The 12,826-nt window shown below is 57.7% G+C and carries 11 protein-coding genes; 6 read left to right on the top strand and 5 right to left on the bottom strand.

From position 1 onward, the window contains the following. Window positions 1-301 precede the first annotated feature (301 nt). The 4 genes from BN1129_RS02025 to BN1129_RS02010 all read left to right on the top strand — a co-directional run bounded on the left by BN1129_RS02025 (window position 302) and on the right by BN1129_RS02010 (window position 5,329). The gene (locus BN1129_RS02025) at window positions 302-1,069 is read left to right on the top strand and encodes an acyltransferase (RefSeq protein ID WP_042034148.1); all 768 of its coding nucleotides are present in this window, start codon (window positions 302-304) and stop codon (window positions 1,067-1,069) included. Then, on the top strand, window positions 1,066-2,265 hold the full coding sequence (locus tag BN1129_RS02020) for a glycosyltransferase (RefSeq protein ID WP_209418468.1): 1,200 nt from the start codon (window positions 1,066-1,068) through the stop codon (window positions 2,263-2,265). The genes BN1129_RS02025 and BN1129_RS02020 overlap by 4 nt, the downstream gene beginning before the upstream one ends. An 83-nt stretch (window positions 2,266-2,348) precedes the next feature. Further along, window positions 2,349-4,841: a hypothetical protein gene (locus tag BN1129_RS02015; protein ID WP_042034180.1), complete on the top strand. Its 2,493-nt coding sequence runs from the start codon at window positions 2,349-2,351 to the stop codon at window positions 4,839-4,841. A 74-nt stretch (window positions 4,842-4,915) separates the two neighbouring features. Continuing rightward, window positions 4,916-5,329 carry a hypothetical protein gene (locus BN1129_RS02010; RefSeq protein WP_244462999.1) on the top strand — a complete coding sequence of 138 codons (414 nt, stop codon included), beginning with the start codon at window positions 4,916-4,918 and terminating at the stop codon, window positions 5,327-5,329. On the opposite strand, the gene BN1129_RS02005 is transcribed toward BN1129_RS02010, so the two are convergent. Next, entirely contained in the window at window positions 5,307-5,756 is a 450-nt protein-coding gene (locus BN1129_RS02005) for a hypothetical protein (RefSeq protein ID WP_042034145.1), read from the bottom strand. The genes BN1129_RS02010 and BN1129_RS02005 overlap by 23 nt on opposite strands. Before the next feature lie 128 nt (window positions 5,757-5,884). Continuing rightward, window positions 5,885-6,652 (bottom strand): archaeosortase/exosortase family protein, encoded by a 768-nt coding sequence (locus tag BN1129_RS02000; protein WP_042034144.1) that lies wholly within the window; start codon window positions 6,650-6,652, stop codon window positions 5,885-5,887. 137 nt (window positions 6,653-6,789) lie between these two features. Between BN1129_RS02000 and BN1129_RS01995 the strand changes: the two genes are divergently transcribed. Continuing rightward, entirely contained in the window at window positions 6,790-7,623 is an 834-nt protein-coding gene (locus BN1129_RS01995) for a DUF1194 domain-containing protein (RefSeq protein ID WP_042034143.1), read from the top strand. Window positions 7,624-7,921: 298 nt separating this feature from the next. Here BN1129_RS01995 and BN1129_RS01990 read toward each other — a convergent pair whose 3' ends face one another. From BN1129_RS01990 to BN1129_RS01985, 3 genes are all read right to left on the bottom strand, one after another. After that, window positions 7,922-8,557 carry a hypothetical protein gene (locus BN1129_RS01990; RefSeq protein ID WP_052449303.1) on the bottom strand — a complete coding sequence of 212 codons (636 nt, stop codon included), beginning with the start codon at window positions 8,555-8,557 and terminating at the stop codon, window positions 7,922-7,924. 452 nt (window positions 8,558-9,009) lie between these two features. Continuing rightward, on the bottom strand, window positions 9,010-9,672 hold the full coding sequence (locus BN1129_RS22030; RefSeq protein WP_084204540.1) for a hypothetical protein: 663 nt from the start codon (window positions 9,670-9,672) through the stop codon (window positions 9,010-9,012). A gap of 449 nt (window positions 9,673-10,121) precedes the next feature. After that, on the bottom strand, window positions 10,122-11,513 hold the full coding sequence (locus BN1129_RS01985) for a GumC family protein (RefSeq protein WP_042034142.1): 1,392 nt from the start codon (window positions 11,511-11,513) through the stop codon (window positions 10,122-10,124). Between the two features lie 168 nt (window positions 11,514-11,681). Here BN1129_RS01985 and BN1129_RS01980 point away from each other — a divergent pair, with 168 nt between their 5' ends. Then, complete coding sequence (locus tag BN1129_RS01980; RefSeq protein WP_244462998.1) at window positions 11,682-12,797, top strand: glycosyltransferase; 1,116 nt, start codon at window positions 11,682-11,684, stop codon at window positions 12,795-12,797. The last annotated feature ends 29 nt before the right edge of the window (window positions 12,798-12,826 follow it).

Raw genomic sequence — 12,826 nt, 5'->3', positions numbered from 1 at the left:
GGGCCTCCCAGCCACCAGGCAACACGCCCTGGGTCATATACCGCCAATGCAAAGGGCACGCCAGACAGCATATATGACGATAATCCCCTGTTTCCCTGAATCCTACACTCACAGCAAAGCATATTAGGTCCAAAATGAGACTGTTATTTGCGTTTTGCAGCACGGATAGCGCAATTTGCATATCCCCCTGCCACGCCCACCACCATCAGCCCCTCATCTGCAGGACGCGCTCGATTGGCGCGATCCATGCTAGTCCCTGACAGGTCGGCCAAACGGCAGATGAGAATAAGGAGACGACACAATGAACAGCATCAGCATGTACCGGATGAAAGCGTGGGCCAAACAGGGCGAGTCGGCGCAAGCCCGCTTTGTATGGCGGTTCGCCAAGGGCGCACGCAGCTGGTCCTTTCCACTGGTTCCTCCTCTTCATCGCCTGCTTTATCGCCTCTACAAGTTGGGCAGCCAGAGCCTCTCGACCCTGACCCGTACCTTTTGGTGGACACCGCTGTTCCAGTCACGCCTGAAAGCGCCCGCCCCCCGCCTCTATCTTTATGGCGGCATCCCCTTTATCAGCGGGCCCGTGTCAATCCAAGTCGGCTCCGACTGCCGCCTCAGCGCCGCCATGACCATCAGCGGCCGCCCGTCGAGCAAGGATCCGCAACTGACGCTCGGCAACAATGTCGGTATCGGTTGGCAGACCACCATAGCGGTGGGTAGCAAGGTGGTATTGGGGGATAACGTACGGATCGCCGGACGTGCCTTTCTTGCAGGTTACCCGGGGCACCCGCTGGACGCTCGGGCCAGGGCCCAGGGCCTGCCTGATCAGGACGAGCAGGTGGGCGACATCGTCCTGGAGCAGGATGTCTGGCTCGGTACCGGTGTCATGGTGATGGCAGGTGTCACCATTGGAGCGGGCACTGTGGTCGCCGCAGGCAGCATAGTGACCCACAATCTACCTGCCGGAGTGCTGGCCGCCGGGGTACCAGCTCGGGTACTGCGCCCTCTCGACACCCAAGATAGCCACGACATCCTCGCGGCCCCCACTCTCACAGAGGAGAACCGGACATGATGCAACCGACAGCACAGCCACAACTGGTGGTTCTGGGCGAAGATTGGGGCCAGCACCCCTCCAGCACCCAGCATATGATCAAGCGCCTGCTGCCGGACTATCAGGTGCTCTGGGTCAACTCCATCGGCATGCGCCGCCCCCGCTTCAATCTGCACGATCTTGGCCGCCTAGGGCGCAAGCTGGGGGCCGTGCTAGGTCTCTCGACCAAGCGGGAAGAGGTGGTACCGTCACACCAGGCGCAACCACGCCCCAAGGTGCTGCCTCCGCTGGCGCTGCCCCTGCCCGGTAGCCGCCTGGCGGGCAGAATAAACGGTCACTGGCTTGCCGCCCAGATCCGCCGCCAATTGCCCGATCTTGACCGTCCTCTACTCTGGATCTCGCTGCCCAGTGCCGTGGATCTGGTCGGCAAGCTCGGCGAGCGCGCGGTGATCTATTACTGCGGCGATGACTTCTCGGCACTGGCAGGCGTCGATCATGATGCCATTGCCCGTTGTGAGGCCAGACTGGTTGAAAAAGCGGATCTCATCCTGGCCGCCAGCCCGGCGCTGGCCAGCCGCTTTCCTCCCCACAAGACCCGACTGCTGAGCCACGGGGTCGATCTCGATCTCTTTATGCCGCCCCAACCGCGCCCGGCGGATCTGCCAAGCGGACGCCCCATCGCCGGTTTTTACGGCAGTCTGAGTGACTGGATCGACATCCCTCTGTTAGCAGAGACAGCCCGCGCCCTACCCCACTGGGACTTAGTGCTGATAGGGCCGCAAAAGACCGACCTTAGCGCCTTGGTGGGAATACCCAATATTCACCTGCTCGGGCCCAGACCTCACCACACCCTGGCCGCCTATGCCCAACACTGGCAAGTTAGCCTGCTCCCCTTCGTCGACAACGCCCAGATCCGTGCCTGCAACCCCCTCAAGCTGCGGGAGTATCTGGCGGTAGGGCGGCCCATCGTCAGCACCGACTTCCCGGCGCTCGATGATTATCGGGAGCTGGTGCACTTGCCCCGCCCCGGTGACAATCTTGCCCAGGCAATCAACCGCGCCGCCTTTGATGAACACGGTCCGGACTGGTTCCAGCGCCATGAGTGGGAGACGCTGACCCACTCCCAGGGATACCATGCCCGTCAGCAGACAGTGGCAACACAAAGCTGGGATCATAAGGTCGATGAACTGAAAACCTGGCTGGCAGCATTGATATGACAGGAGGGGCGGGAATGCGAACTCGCTTGCCATGGATCCCTTGGCTACTGCTGGCACTGTTCCTCATCGGCGGGGAGCCTGTGATGGCAGCGAGCCATCTGGCAGGGCTTGTCCCATTGCCACTGACTGGCGACAAGACGCCCCAGCGCCTCACCTTCGACACAGTCCCCTGGCCCGTCGGTGGAGATGATGAACTGGTGATCGAAGGGCATAATCCCTATTCGCAGACCCAGACGCTCATACTGCGGGCCGATGACGCGGCGTCAGTCAACTATCGCAGCCGGGTCAATCTGGAGCGGGCCATTGCCCCCGGTCCTTTCACCCTGCGCTTCGCCCTGAGCGACTGGCGCACCGCCCAGCCCAGAGCCCTGGCCCTCGACAAGCTGACCAAACTCTATCTTTTTATGGCCGACGGGGCGCCTCAGCTAACAATTCACCGTTGGTACTGGGAGCCAGGATTAACACTGCCCACCGGCACAATTGCCCTCGATCTGGGGGCGGCCGATGCCCCCCGTTTTACCGGTTTTGAAACCCTGGCTCCGGGCGATCCCCGTCTGCTGGGCCACCCCACCCCCATACTGCGCCCCTCCGGCGATGCCCTGATCCGCGATGGCCTGCGCAATCTGGACGGGGTGCGACTGGAGGTGGCCAAGGGCCGCTACCAGCTCACCCTCTGGCTGGATGATCCCGGCGAGTGGGAATACCTGCCCCACCCCTTCGAGCGCAGTGTACTGGTCAATGATGAGCCCATCTGGGCCGAGCAGTGGCAACCGCAAGAGTGGCTGCGCCAGCGCTACCTCGCAGGGCAGTCCCGCGAGGCACTGCCAAACCCGGATCCCTGGCTGCTGCTTGGCGCACCTCAGGGGGGGCCCGTCCATGTCACCCTGAACCACCCCGGCGGCCCGCTCACCATTACCCTGGTGGGCCACTCACCGGATGCAAAATACCTGGCGGGTGTGCTGCTAGCGCCCTATCCGGCACCCACCGGCCTGGCCGACACCCCGGTCGTGGCGGGTCACCCGCGCCACGTCATGCTGGCCAATGCCACCGCCCGGGTGCTGGCCAAACAGCGCCAGCTGTTTTTGGAAAAGTGGACGCTGGCCCCCTCTCGGCCAGCACCAATCCCGGAGAAGCTCAGCCTCACGCCGATCCCGGATGCCTCCCTGACCCTCCAGATCACACCAACGTCGCCCGCCCACGCATTGCAGCAAGCCTCACAACCTGTGCTGGCCGCCCGTGGCAGCCAGCTGCTGCTTGAATTTGCCATCCACGCGGCGACGGATGATCCTGCACCCTTGCTGGTGATCACGCCGCCCGAGACAGCAGGCACACGGCTGGCGCTGACCCCCTATTACAGTCAGTGGCATCTGGTTCGCCCCCAGGCGAGCGGCACCCTGCTGGCCCCCTCGGATCAGGAGCTGGTCGAGGGGGTGGCCGGGCTCACCCTGCGAGCAGGGGTGCCACGGCGTCTGGTGCTGCACGTGACCATCCCCCGCAGCGCCCCTGCGGGTCGCTATCAGGGCAATATTCAGCTGCTCAGCCAACAGCAACTGGTGCAGTTGCCACTGACTATCGAGGTACTGCCGCTGACCCTGCCTGCGGCCAGCAAACCGGTCGGCATCTACGTCGAAGCGCCCCCCTACCTAAGCTGGCTCACGCCGGATCCCAAGCCCTTGCAACAACAGCTTGCCGCGGCGAGTCGCTGCGATCTGGAGCGGCTAGCCCGGCTCGGGATTAGCGGGCTCTCCCCGGCCCTGCCACAGGATGAGGCGGGCATGCGTGACATCATGGGAGAAGCCGCCGGACTTGGCTTTATTCCCCCTCTGCTTGCCTATACCCCGCTCAAACGCTGGGGAGGCGATCCTGCCAGCCAACTCGATCAGTGGCAGAGGCGGCAACAGGCACTGACTGCCAGCGGTTTGCCACCCTTGGCCTGGAGCCTGTTTGATGAGCCGGATCTCGCCACCCTGCCCGCCATCACTGCGATGGCCCGGGAGATGAAGCGCCGGGATCCGGCGGTGATCCGGGCAGGCCACTTCAACCACCCAGGTCAGGTTGCACTGTTGGCAGAGGTGGAGATTGCCCTGATCAACGCAGGCTTTGGTGCCGACAAGGTCGATGTGGCGCGGGTCAAGGCCGCCGGGGCCACCCCCTGGCTCTACAACCTGGGCACCCCGAGAGCCGCCGGTTTCTACCTCTGGCAAAGCGGCGCCGAGGGATATCTGCAGTGGCACGGCCGCATGCCTACCGCCCTGCCTTATGACCCCACCGACGGACGGGAGAGCGACTTTATGTTGCTGGGCCCGCAAGCCTGCGAAGCCCATCGTCTCTCACATGACCTTCTGCTGCTTCAGCAAGCCATCGAGGATCTGCGCTGGCTCGCCTGGCTCGAGCAGGAAGCCCGTTACCAGGTCGATGCCGCCCTGCTGCTACAGCGTCTGCGCGATCAGGTGCCAAGCCGCTGGCAACTGGCCGAGCAGTTGCCAGCCAGAACCTGGATACAGTGGCGCCAGGAGATTGAACAGCTAGCCAAGCGATTGAAAACATTGCAAACTGGTGCCAACTCATCTTCCTGAAGTGACTGCGTATGGCCAATCAGATCCCCCGTGGCACCTGTCGGGGCAGACCACTGCCCCGATGGTTGCCCCTCATGCTGCCGCTGCTGATGCTCGTCGGTTGCGCCCGTCAGGAGCCGGTCAATGAGGCCATGCCCATCCTCAACCAGTTGCGGGATCAGCAGTTGGCCGAACAGCCCCAGTTGCAGCTGCAGTACCAGCAAGAGCAGCCCCTGCTGCAGGCTGATCAGGAGCAGCAGTTGCATCAGTTTCTGGGACTCAAGGATCCGGCCCGGATCGCCCTGGTGAGCGGCCCCGGACTGCAAACAGACATGCTGGAGAGTGCGCGGATAGCGAGCGTACGGCTGACGGCCCTGACCCACTTGCTGGCCTCTCGCGCCATTGAACTGGAACCCCGTTATGACCCCATGCTGGCCCCCAACACCTTGCTGATCCGCATTCTGCCGAGCGATGAACAGGCGCGGGTCACGCCATCGGCGGCGCAATGAGCCCGAGGCAAGCCGTCGGCAAGGCGACGCGATAGAGGGGATAGGGGGTCAGCCCCCACAATTTACGCCAGCCCTGAGTGAGGCGGTATGAGAGCAGCGGCGAGCTCTGGTGAAGCTGGCCTAAAAACATCACCCCCTGACTCATCCCCTCTCCCGCCAGCGTCACTGACATCGCCTCGCGATCCGGCGCCACCAGCATGGCCTGCAGCGTCCCGTCACATTGGGGATGCACCAGCTGATAGCTGACATAAGTGCCACCCAATACCGGCGTGGCTGCTCGCATCCGCCATCCCAGCTGGGCCAGCTCCATCAGCATGGGTTTGGCCCCTTCATTGACCACCCGGTTCTGATAGCGCCACCCCATGGCCGCGGCACTGGCCAGCGCCACCAGCAACAACAGCAGGTATCCCCTAGACATTCCCGCCATAGCGCCCCCTCATAAACAGAATGGCCATCACCAGCCGCATCACATTGACCACCCGTGTCTGATAGCACCATCTCATGGCCCCAACACCGGCGGCGGCACTGGCCAGCGCCACCAGCAACAGGTATCCCCTAGACAGTCCCACCATGGCGCCCCCGCATAAACAGGATGGTTATCACCAGCAACATGATGGCCCACTGATAGAGCTGGGCCAAACTGCCGGTGTGCAGCCAGCCATACCAGCGCAGATCCAGGCTCATCAGCACCAGCCGTAACTGATTGGCCCCGATATAGAGCAGGCAGACCAGCAGCAACATGGGCCACTGCCGGTATAAGGGACGTTCCGGCGCCAACCAGCAGCTGGAGATAAGCCAGGAGAGGGCGACCAGATAGAGCTGGGAGAAGGAGGAACACCCCTTGAGCACGATCAGGGCATGGCCCCCCAACCGCTCGATGCGATTGCCATCCCAGCGCGTTTCCCACCCCAGCAGTTGCAACCACTGGCTAACCCCCCAGGCATCGAGCGCCAGCACAGGGCCGGAGAGCAGGGCAAACACCTGCTGACCCCATAACACGGCCACGGTGAAGGCGAGCACGATCTGCAACACGGCCCGTTCATCGGCACTCTGGTGACGGCGCCACAGTGTGGCCACCAGCAGCAGACAAGCCAGCGCCTTGCAACTGGCGCTGGGGATCAGGATCAGCAGGATAAAGAGGGCGAGCGCAAGCGGGTGCACGCGCCAGGTTGGCGCAACCCGCGATGCAATTTGCCACCAGATAGCAATCAGCAACACCACCAGCACGTTAAAGTGACCCATATTGAGCCACACCATGCCCCACTGATTGGCCAAGCCAAGCAACAACCAGTTGGGTGCCCACTGCCAAGGACGGATATCCATTGCTACTCCTGCCCGTTATCACGTGTCTTATCCGGTATCGCAAGTTCCATGCCTGTCCCGATCAGGTCAGTTAACAAAGATGGCACGTTTTATTCATTCATTCTGCTGGCATTACCGCCAAGGAGAAGGAGTGAGCGATGAAACTCAAACCGTTGGCAGGGCTGCTAGGGATGGTACTGGTGACCTCCCCCGCATACGCCTTGACCCAAGTCGATACCGAACTGCAACTGCTGATGGATGTGTCTGGCAGTGTCACTTCATCGGAATTCAATCTGCAGTTACAAGGCTATGTGGACGCCTTTTATAACCAGGATGTGCAGAGCGCCATCCTCGATACCAGTGGTGGCAAACTCGGGTCCATCGCCGTGCAGATGGTGATGTGGAGTAGCAGCAACCAACAGAGAGTGATGACCGACTGGTTTCACCTCTACGACATGACCTCCATCAATAACTTCGCCGCCACGCTGGATAACCTGGTGCGCCCCTATGCGGGGATGACGGCCCCCGGCTCGGCGATGGCCTTTGGTGGCAAGCAGTTTGACACCAACAACTACACCGCCGCCCGGCAGGTGATGGATGTGTCAGGAGACGGGATCCAGAACAACGGGCGGGATACCGCCACCGTGCGGGATCAACTGCTCGCCTCCGGCATCGATACCATCAACGGCATCACCATAGGTCAGGACTATCCCGACGGGGTGCTACAGGATTGGTATCTCAACAACATTGCAGGAGGAGAGGATGCCTTTGTGATCAATGCCACCCGCTTTGAAGACTTTGGCAGTGCCCTGCAGCTCAAACTGGCGGCCGAGATTGAAGGGGGCATCATTCCGGAAGGCGCGCTGGCCGCCCCCATCGAGGAGATCCCGCTGGCCGCCCAGCTGTTGCTCGGCATGCCGCTGCTGCTGGCATGGCGCTATCAAAAGCGCCGGCAGCCCACCAACAGGCAGCTGGCGCCCGCCATCGGCTAGTTCGTCACCCCGAGTGCAGCGATTAGGGAGCCATGGCTCCCTGATTTTTTGGTTTATCCATGTGCGAATGCTGTGGCTACTAACATCAACTTCCAGTCACACATAAGCTCAATTCTGTAGAACAACCATAGAGTCATATAGTTATCACAGGTTGAGTGCTTTAGCCCTATAATATAGGCCTTTCAACTTCCTTAGGTATTAACAACAATTGGTACGTCAAAATTCTATGCTCCCTACATAACAAATAAGGATTCAACGAAAATAAACAGCACCATACATTGAGGCTCCCGTTGAATTTTTATACATTTTTCGAACCGACATAGATACCACTTACATGGGAAGCACTCTCATACCGTTTAATATTAGTGATTATAAACTTAATGCTTTCTAAATCGTCACCTAATCCTTTAGATATGCGCACCATAAAATAAACGATTCGAGACCATGCTTTGAAGTGATCATCCGTTAACTCCGATGCAACGGGAAGCAAGTTTCCGAATGTATTTAAATCAACATCACATTGGCCACGGATGGCATCAATTTCTTCAGTAGCCAATCCACCTGCCTTAATAAAATCGAATACACTATCTAAGTACTCAATGTTTTGTTCGTGTTCTTCACCATAAAAATTACCAACACGGTACTTGCGAGGTAATGTTTTAAAGCCGTGTCGTAAGAAAAAAATCAGATACTCTCTTAGACGCTTCTCTTTAACGATTAAAATCTGAATTCTGTTTTGCTCCTGCCAACGGTCGACAATGAACAGTATAATGCATAACTCAATCAGCATTCCGGTTAGTTCGGGCAAAAGATTAGCCGAAAAATACTCTACTGGGTTATTTATATAAAACCCTGTTCGGACACATACTAATAAAAGGATGGCAACCACAATGGTAAATGTCCCCTGTTTAGTATTACCTGGCATCCAATTCATTTTTATTCTTTCCCTCTGACTTAGTACAACACAGCATTAAGTACTCAATAACTTCACCAACCGACCTAACTCACTGAAGTACAATACATAAAAAATTTTAATCGCAACAACCAAGCGTTATAGACCTATGTTAAATTTAAATTTAACTCGTGTAAAAGATCACCGCAACCACAAATAACAGGTCCGCTGGTCGATTAGCGAGGCGTAATTGGACGTTTGCGGCATATGTCTCTTTAACTCGCCAAAATCCTCCAATCTTGCCACGTCTCCGCCACCCGAAACTCACTCTCGAACTGGCACCGGTCGGGACGTACTTCCCACATTGACGGGAAGTGTCGCCACGAGCGTCCTATTACGCCTGCTGGCTAGTCGAACCTACGAGTTAAACGAAGAATGAGCTCAACCAAGCTTTTTACCCCCTTAATGCGCTTGTTATATGTTTGACTTTCCTTTCATAAAATAATATTAGCTTGTTGCTGTAGCTTTCCAACATAACTATTTAAAGATTTTTTGAACTTAGGAATGGTTTCAGCTACAAAGTCCCAGTTAAAGCTAAGCAAAGCACTACTCCAACCAACATGAGATATAAGCCCATTTTCATTAGGTTGTTTATCACCATGTTTTACATAAAAATTTTGTTGGTCAAAGTGCGCTCCCTGCTGGTTACGATATGCTTTAGCTTGCTCAATAAACTGGTAAAAGCTTTCTCGAACATCTCCTGAAAATGCCTCTGTAATCACATTATCGATAATGGGTTCCCAAAATGCCTTCTTATTACCAGAAATAACACCAACCTTCCCATAACCATCGTTGAAAATAGTACAGAATTTAATTATTATTTCTTCGGTTATTAATTCATCAATCAGGTGAACATCATGAATATCTGGAAATAGAGAGCCATGCTTATCTTCAAAATCATCTAACTCCGCACCTTCAAGGCGTAAGCCAATTTTTAACCTTGCACGCTCTTCATCATATAATAGGGTAATATTCTGTGGTCTTCCAGAGTTACAGAAACGGTCAACCCGTAGTCTCAGTGCCAAAAGATCACTAATTCTATTAAGTGCTACTTGCCATAAATATAACCTCCCGAGGGTTTCCTTCTCACTCGACACTATATTACCCCTAACATATATGATAAAGTTTTTAATTAGATACAATAAAGCACATAATAGCAATTACATTGCTGACGCCATTAACATGTTAGTAACACATTTAATCTAACTCCACCCCACCACTCGTCATCACAACCAATAAATAATTTTAAAATCACTGCATTACCAACCGGCGCCTGATTTATAAGTGTATTATCAACGCCGGACACTGGTTCCAGTTGTATCACTGCGTAAAACCACAGTCAAGAAACGGAATTAAAATGTGCCACCAAACCTCATATTTATAAACACAACTGCATGGCGCTCTATGCAAACCATATCAAATGGCGTAGCTGGCCAAGAAGCTGACTACACCTTATAAAAAAGGCCTCATCACGAGGCCTTAACAGGAATATGCAAGTTCAGGATGGCTGGCATTGCGCCAGCCTTCGCGGCTATCAGCCCGGCTCTTATGCCAATGGCAGTACCTGACCAGCACTGCTGGCTGGATAGCCCTGTGCGGGCTCGCAATAGGGGATCCGGCTTAGCACAGGCGCATTGACCAGGTTTGCCAACTGATCGGCGCGACGCAGGCTGGTATCCGCCAGCTCGGTCAGCAAGGCCAGACCACAGCCAAGCCCCAGCCCCCCCACCACACCGGCGACCAGAAACAACCAAAGCGGGTAGTTGCTCGGTTTGCCAGGCGCAAACGGCTTGTCGATGACCTTGATCCGTTCGCCAGGCTCGAAGCTGCCGAGCGCCCCGGTCACCTTGGCTTTCTCGTAGCGCAGCAGCAGATCCTGATAGAGGGTGCGCTTGACCTCAAGGTCACGCTCCAGCTCCGCCAGCTGGCGCTCCGTATCCCCTTGGGAATCCACTACCCCGGTCAGTTCGTTGAGTTGCGCCTGCAAACCGGCGACGTTCTGCTCAGCCTCGGCCAGCTGTCGCTTGGCCTGTTCCCACTCGGGCCCTATGGCTGCGTCAGGCTTGCTCTTGAGCCGCGTCAGCTCCTGCTGTAACTGGCCAATTTGGTAGAGCAGCGTCTGCACCTGGCTGTGTTCGTCGCTGTAACGTACCCGCAGCAGCGCCAGTTCGGTCTGCATCTGCTGCAGTTTCTCCTCAAGGCTGCGAGCCATAGGCCCTTGCTGACCAAGGGATAACTGCTCAACCTGGGCTTTGGCCTGTTGCAGCTGGAGCTGGCTCTCGGCGTAACGATCCTTGAGACCATAGAACCGTGCAGCGTTGGCATTTTGCTGCGCTGGCAGGGCGCTGGCGTGCTCACGTTTGAAGTCGGCCAGCGACTGCTCGGCCCCCTGCAACTCAGTGCGACGGCTGTCGAGCTGGCTTTGCAGGAAACGCTCGGAGGACTCGGCTGACTGACGTCCCTTGTTGAGCAGGTTGAAAAAGAAACGGCGCGAGATGGCCTCGAGCAGGCCGGCACTGTTGGCGGCGGAGTCAGCCTTGACCTTTAGCTCGATCACTTCGTCTCCGATCAATTGGATAGACACCGAAGTGGAGAGCCAATCCATGATGGCATCGCGCTTGGCGGGAGGCGTGTCGTCATTCACCAGCCCCCGATCCCGCGCTACCCCGTCCATCACATAGCGGCTACGCAGCATGGCCTCCAATACAGCAAAGCGATCTTTAAGGCTCTCCTGGGTGAGGAGGTCCTTGAGGGTCGAGGCCTGATTGGAGTCCTGCGGCACCATAAAGGTGGTGCGGCTCTCGTACATCTTTGGGGTCATCAGACCGATCGCCCCCCCCACCAGCGGCATGATCAAGATGGGCATCAGGATCAGATAGCGGCGCCGCCAGGCGGCGAAGAGAATGATGTAGAGGTTGTAGTAAAACTGGGTTGGCATGATGTCACTCCCGACAAGACGGCTAAGGCATACAATCAAATGCAAGGGCGGTGCCAGTAGATAGAAAGCGGGCACAATTCTCATACGCCCCCGACCAGTGTTGGTACAGGATTCGCATAGTCACCGCTACGGGGCGAAGGCGTGCTCCATTCAGGACAGGAGAACACCATGCAAATGCTCACTTCACCAGCCCCTTCAGTATCCCTACAGTCCGCCATCGTGCAAATCGTCCAGCACCTGCAACCCGGGGGACTGGAAACCATGGTGCTCAACCTCAGCCAGGCCAACGAGTGCCACCAGCCCATGCACATCATCTCACTGGAGGGCACAAAAGACACGCTGCTGGCAGCCTGGCCAGCCCTGCGTCCCTTTGCCGAGGGGATCCACTGCCTGGACAAGCCAGCCGGCTGGTCGCCCGCCACCCTCTATCGTCTCATCCGTCTGTTGCGCAAGCTGCGCCCGTCAGCGGTACACACCCATCATCTGGGCCCTCTGCTCTATGGCGGACTCGCCACCCGGCTGGCCCGGGTGCCAACCCTGGTGCATACCGAACATGACGCCTGGTATCTGGACGATCCTCGTCAACGCAGGCTCGCAGGCCTTGGGCTGCATGCCTTCCGGCCTATCCTGGTGGCCGACGCCATCCCGGTCGCCAATCAGTTGCAGGCAAGGCTCGGCAAGCTGACCCCATTGGTGATCCCCAACGGCATCGATGAGCAGCGTTTTACGCCCGGCGCCAGCGAGCTGGCTCGCCAGACCCTGGGCTTGCCGCTCGGCGTCCGGCTCATCGGCTGCGCCGCCCGCCTCGAAACCGTCAAGGGCCACGCCCTGCTGCTGGACGCCATGGCCACACTGCCCGATGAGGTGCATCTTGCACTGGCCGGGGTGGGCAGTTTGCAAAATGCATTGCAGCAGCAGTGCCAACAGCTGGGGATCGCCCATCGGGTCCACTTTCTCGGTCTGGTCGAGCAGATGCCCCGCTTCTACCAGGGGCTGGATCTCTTCTGCCTCCCCTCGCTGGCAGAAGGGATGCCCCTGTGCGTGCTGGAGGCCCAGGCCTGTGGCGTCCCCGTGGTCATGAGTGCGGTGGGCGCGGCGGCAGATATCGTCTGTCCAGCGAGCGGCCAGTTGCTAGAAGAACGCGATCCCATCCGACTGGCTCAACTTCTGGCACAAGGGTTGCTCAAGTCTTGTGGCCTGCGCGCAGCCACCAGAGCATTTGTCTGCGAGCAAGGCAGTTTGAGCCAGATGGCTCATGCCTATCAAGCGCTGTACGTCCGTTGAACTGACGGTAACCTTCGACAAAGGAGTAT

Source organism: Aeromonas popoffii, assembly GCF_000820025.1.
GTDB classification, from domain to species: Bacteria; Pseudomonadota; Gammaproteobacteria; order Enterobacterales; family Aeromonadaceae; genus Aeromonas; species Aeromonas popoffii.
Note: the sequence above shows the minus strand (reverse complement) of the source record. Positions and strands in the feature narration are given on the sequence as shown.